This window comes from Cellvibrio sp., from assembly GCF_053579595.1.
In genome coordinates this window covers 1-5,860 of record NZ_JBRFPI010000287.1, presented here as the reverse complement: position 1 = coordinate 5,860, position 5,860 = coordinate 1, and the positions used below count along the sequence as shown (strand labels likewise).

The 5,860-nt window shown below is 48.9% G+C and carries 5 protein-coding genes; 4 read left to right on the top strand and 1 reads right to left on the bottom strand.

Going from position 1 to position 5,860, the window contains the following annotated elements:
- Positions 1-85: 85 nt before the first annotated feature.
- Entirely contained in the window at positions 86-1,957 is a 1,872-nt protein-coding gene (locus ACWA6V_RS15830; RefSeq protein ID WP_449523394.1) for a S9 family peptidase, read from the top strand.
- A gap of 16 nt (positions 1,958-1,973) precedes the next feature.
- Complete coding sequence (greB, locus tag ACWA6V_RS15825; protein ID WP_449523393.1) at positions 1,974-2,486, top strand: transcription elongation factor GreB; 513 nt, start codon at positions 1,974-1,976, stop codon at positions 2,484-2,486.
- Positions 2,487-2,546: 60 nt separating this feature from the next.
- Here greB and ACWA6V_RS15820 read toward each other — a convergent pair whose 3' ends face one another.
- Positions 2,547-2,921, bottom strand: coding sequence for a DUF4870 domain-containing protein (locus ACWA6V_RS15820; RefSeq protein WP_310075806.1), 375 nt, complete (start codon positions 2,919-2,921; stop codon positions 2,547-2,549).
- Between the two features lie 243 nt (positions 2,922-3,164).
- Between ACWA6V_RS15820 and metG the strand changes: the two genes are divergently transcribed.
- Together metG and rsxA are read left to right on the top strand one after the other, a co-directional pair.
- Complete coding sequence (gene metG / locus ACWA6V_RS15815) at positions 3,165-5,186, top strand: methionine--tRNA ligase (RefSeq protein WP_449523392.1); 2,022 nt, start codon at positions 3,165-3,167, stop codon at positions 5,184-5,186.
- Between the two features lie 189 nt (positions 5,187-5,375).
- On the top strand, positions 5,376-5,860 hold a 485-nt coding region (rsxA, locus tag ACWA6V_RS15810; RefSeq protein WP_449523391.1), incomplete at its 3' end, for an electron transport complex subunit RsxA.

Here is a 5,860-nt window from a genome sequence, read left to right as displayed (position 1 = left end):
CAAATAAAAACCCTGCCTTGCCCCTGCTTCCCAATGAGAGGCAAAATACCACTCTATTTGTTATTGACTCAGGCGCAGCCAACACATGACAAGCATCCCCTTCGGCCGCTGGCCATCGCCCATTACTGCCGAATTGCTCACCGCCCAGGGTGTACGCATCAGCGAGCCGCAAGCCGTTGGCGATTCTATTTACTGGCTGGAATCACGCCCGCAAGAAAAAGGTCGCACGGCACTGGTGTGCAAATCTGACGGGGTAGACACAGATTTACTGCCCACGCCGCACAGCGTTCGCACCCGTGCACATGAATACGGTGGCGCGCCCTACCTCGCCACAACCGACGCAATTTTTTATGTATTGGATAGCGACCAGCGTATTTATCGCTACGACCTCACCTGCAAAGAAACGCACGCAATTACGCCAGAAGGCGCATTTCGCTATGCCGATTTTTGTTACGACCCTGCACGCGCGCGTTTAATTGTTGTACGTGAGGATTGCACCCAGGACACACACCACCCCACGAGCGCTATTGTGGCATTGAAGTTAAACAACCGTGAGAGCCAGATTCTCGCACAAGGTGCCGGTTTTTATTCCAACCCGCGTTTATCTTCCAACGGTAAACAACTCAGTTTTTTGCGTTGGGATCACCCGAATATGCCCTGGGATAGTACTGAATGTGTACTCGCACAATTAAATCCGGATGGCGATATTGTTAGCAGCACCGTTATTGGTGGCAACGTAGAGGAATCAATTTTTCAACCGCAATGGTCGCCTGCCGGTGAATTATTTTTTGTGTCAGACCGCAGCAACTGGTGGAATATTTATCGCTGGCGCGATGGAAAAGCAGAAGCCGTATACGCACTCAATGCCGAATTTGCCACACCCCAGTGGGTGTTTGGCATGAGCACTTATGGATTTTTATCACACCAAGAAATTTTCTGCTGTTTTAGCCAAAACGGTTTTTGGCAACTGGGCGTCATTAACACAACAACTAACACATTGGCAAAAATATCAGCAAATTTTCGCGATATATCTAACATCCATTGCAGCAACGGTAAGTGTTATTTTATCGCCGCCAGTGACGCACAAAGCGCGCAGCTCTGGTGTTATGACAGTGGAGAAATTAAGGCGCTGACAAATACTACACAATCTATTGATACGCGATTTTTTTCTGTTCCCCAAGCAGTGGAGTTTCCCACCCGTGATGGCGAAATCGCCCATGGATTTTTTTATGCACCGAAAAATCCAGAAGTGATTCAATTAGCAGGCCAATTACCACCACTACTGGTTATGTGCCACGGTGGCCCAACCGGTGCCACAGAAAGTTCACTCAATTTAAAAATCCAATTCTGGACTAGCCGTGGTTTCGCTGTGCTGGATGTAAATTATCGCGGCAGCACCGGTTACGGCAGACAATACCGGGATCGATTGAAAAATAATTGGGGCATCACCGATGTGATTGATGTGTGCAGCGGTGTAGATTATTTAGCAGCGCAACAACTCATCGATAAAAACAAAGTCGCCATTCGCGGCTCTAGTGCCGGCGGTTACACGGTGCTCGCTGCGTTGACGTTTAGCGATGTGTTCAAAGCCGGAGCCAGTTTATATGGCATTGGCGATTTGGAAGCGCTTGCGCGCGACACCCATAAATTTGAAGCACATTATTTGGATTCGTTAGTGGGTGAATATCCTGCACAGAAAAATATTTATCAGGAACGATCGCCAATTCATCACATAGAACAACTCAATTGCCCGGTAATTTTTTTACAGGGGCTGCAAGACAAAGTCGTGCCGCCTGCGCAGGCAGAGGCTATGGTCACTGCCCTGCAGGAAAAAGGCATAATGACAAAATATGTAACCTTTGAAGAAGAAGGGCACGGCTTCCGGCAAGCGCACAATATCCAGCGCGCACTCAATGAAGAGCTGGAATTTTATTTAACTGTATTTAGCAAACACTAATGGTTGGAGATCACTGATGGGACGTTGGCGACCACCCAGCGAAAAAGGTTCGGCCTATATTACTGCTGCCGGTTTTAAACGCATGAAAGATGAAGTCACCCAACTGTGGAAAATCGAACGCCCGCAAGTGACACAAGTCGTGCACGAAGCAGCAAAAAATGGCGACCGCAGCGAGAACGGGGACTACATCTACGGCAAGCGCCGTCTGCGCGAAATTGATTCGCGCGTGCGGTTTTTATCCAAACGAATGGAAGCCGTAACTGTTGTTGATCGTTTACCCGAAGACCAAAGCAAGGTTTTTTTTGGCGCTTGGGTGACACTGGAAGATGACGACGGCAATGAAAAAACCTACCAGATTGTCGGCCCCGACGAGTTTGATGTTGCACGGCATAAATTAAGTATGGATGCGCCCTTAGCACGAGCAATGATGGGAAAACGTGTTGACGATGAGATAGTGCTGAAAAAACCGGAGGGTGAGGAATTTTTTTATATCACCCGCATTGAATACAAACCTTATGATCAGGATTAATTAAAACAATTTATCTCAACAAAAAGGGCAGAAATTTCTGCCCTTTTATCTGCGCAAAAATTATTTAATCAACCGCAACGCATAGGGAACACGGAAAGGTTTACCGCTCGATGCAGCGATCACCCCCAAAATGCAGAACACCAAATGGCAGATACCCACTGCGAACATCACAAATACACCAATCACAATAATCGCCAAGATCATACCAGCGACATAGCCGATCAACGCGGTGATTGACCAGTTGAGCGCTTCTTTGCTCTGGTCGAGAATGTAGGCGTCGTCCTTTTTCACCAGATACATCACCAGGCCGGGAATAAAGCCGAAAAAGATGGTGCCCAACCACAATAATAACGCGAGGTTTTTTGAATCCTGTGAAACGCTGAGTGATACATCGGTAGTTGATGTCTGTTGATTTGAGTCTTGGTTATTGTCCATCGCATTCCCCTTTAAAGATGTGATTTGTAAATTGAGTGGTAGCCAGAACCCCCTGCGCACTCAATACTCCCAATACAGCGTGCCGATTATGCAGCAGCTATCGCTCAAGAAATAGCCATCAATGAAAATTTGCCGCTATAGTTCCAGCCTGATAGCGCCCGCGAAAAATGCTATAGTGCGCCCCATTTTTTTCGGCTGGCCGCTACCGGCCATAGATTCCAGCTTTTGACAGGTTTTTTATCCATGACTCAATCTCCCCGCAAGATCCTGGTTACCAGCGCCCTGCCTTACGCCAATGGTTCGATTCACCTCGGCCATTTGGTGGAATATATCCAGACCGATATTTGGGTGCGCTTCCAAAAACTGCGCGGTGTGGATTGCACTTACGTGTGTGCGGACGATGCGCACGGTACGGCGATCATGTTGAAAGCGGAGCAACTTGGTCACTCGGCGGAACAGCAAATTGCTAATGTAAAAGCCGAGCACGAGGCCGACTTTGCCGCGTTTAATATCGGCTTTGATAATTATCACTCAACTCATTCGGATGAAAATCGCGAGTTGTCGAACATGATTTATGGCCGTCTGAAGGCCAACGGCCATATCGCGAGCAAGAGCATTACCCAGGCTTATGATCCAGAAAAGCAGCTATTTCTCGCTGACCGCTACATCAAAGGCACCTGCCCAAAATGTAAAACCGAAAACCAATATGGCGATAACTGCGAAAAATGCGGTGCAACCTATTCACCAATGGATTTGATCAACCCCAAATCCGCCATCTCTGGCGCAACACCGGTTGCCAAAGATTCCGAGCACTTCTTTTTTACCCTGCCCGAATTCAGCGACTTTTTGAAAGGCTGGACCCGCGCCGGTCATTTACAGGATGAAGTGGCAAACAAAATGGCCGAGTGGCTCGACGCCGGCTTGCAGTCCTGGGATATCTCCCGCGATGCACCCTACTTCGGTTTTGAAATTCCCGGCGAGCCGGGCAAATATTTTTATGTCTGGCTGGATGCGCCCATCGGCTATATCGCCAGCTTGAAAAACTTGCTCGATAAAAAAGGCGAAGATTGGTATGAGTACTGGAAGCCGGACTCCACCGCTGAGGTGTATCACTTTATCGGCAAGGACATCGTCAACTTCCACGCCCTCTTCTGGCCAGCAATGCTGCATTCCGCCAATTTACGCACGCCCACCAAAATTTGCGTGCACGGATTCCTGACAGTAAATGGCACCAAGATGAGCAAGTCACGCGGCACCTTTATTAATGCACGCACTTACCTTGATCATTTGAATCCGGAATACCTGCGCTACTACTTCGCAGCCAAACTGACCAGTAATGTGGACGATATCGACCTGAATTTGGAAGACTTCATTCAGCGCGTGAATTCGGATTTGGTAGGCAAGGTAGTGAACATCGCCAGCCGTACTGCCAAATTTATCAATAACGCCGGTGGTGTGCTGACCAGCGAGATTGCCGATGCTGACTTGTGGCAAAAGTTTGTGGATGGTGGCGAGACTATCGCCAATTACTATGAAACTCGCGACTACAGCAAAGCCATGCGCGAAATCATGGCGCTGGCCGATGCCGCCAACGAATATATCGCCACGCAAGAGCCTTGGAAATTAGCCAAGCAACCAGGCGCTGAAGCGCAAACCCAAGCGGTTTGTACCCTCGGAATTAATATGTTCCGTGCGCTGCTGACGTACCTGAAACCGGTATTACCTGCGCTGACTGCCGATGCTGAAGCCTTTTTGGGCGAAACACTTAACTGGAATGCGCCAATCAGTTTCCGCGCGGGCGAGAAGATCAACGAGTTCAAGCCACTGCTCACCCGCGTTGAAAAAGATAAGGTGGATGCAATGATCGATGCCAGCAAAGAAGCGCTCGCCACTGCTGCTCCCGCAGCAAAAGCGGAATCAGCCGCAGAACCTATTGCCGCAGAAATCGACTTTACTGATTTTGCCAAGGTGGATTTACGTATAGCCCTGATCGCCAATGCAGAACACGTGGAAGGCTCCGACAAGCTGCTGCGTTTGACGCTGGATTTGGGCGGCGAAACTCGCAATGTGTTCTCGGGGATTAAAAGTGCTTACGATCCGAAAGACCTGATCGGCAAGCTCACCGTGGTTGTTGCCAATCTCAAGCCGCGCAAAATGAAGTTCGGTATGAGCGAAGGCATGGTGTTGGCTGCTGGCCCAGGCGATAAAGAGATTTATTTGTTGGAACCACATGCGGGAGCAAAACCCGGCCAGCGCGTGATGTAAAAATCTTACGGACACAAACACTTCCCCCTTTTGAGGGGAGGTGTCAATCAGCGGAATCGAATAAGGATATAAATAAAGCCAATAAGGCTTTATGTCATTTTTATTGAGAATGCCTCTCTACTTGCCGATAATACGCAGCCCTCGCGTTCGGGCTTTCATTTCGCGGCCTTCCTTCATTGGATAAACATCATGAGTTTCAGCGAATTAGCGATCATTTTGCTCAGTACGGTGCTGGTGAATAACTTCGTATTGGCACAGTTCCTCGGCCTCTGTCCGTTTATGGGCGTATCCAACAAGCTTGAGAGCGCTATCGGAATGGCAGGCGCAACAACGTTTGTGATGACCCTTGCCTCCATCTGTACCTATCTAGTCGATACCTGGGTACTGGCACCACTGGAACTGCAATATTTACGCACTATCGCTTTCATTCTGGTGATTGCTGCGGTGGTGCAGTTCGTAAAAATGTTTATGGAAAAAACCAGCCCGCTCCTCTATCGCGTACTTGGCGTGTTCCTGCCGCTGATTACCGTGAACTGCGCTGTGCTCGGTGTTGCCCTGCTCAATACGCAAAAGGCACACAGCTTTTTTGAATCCACTATGTATGGTTTTGGCGGCGCCCTTGGTTTTGCGATGGTGTTGGTATTGTTCTCTGCGATGCGCGAGCGTTTGGCCGT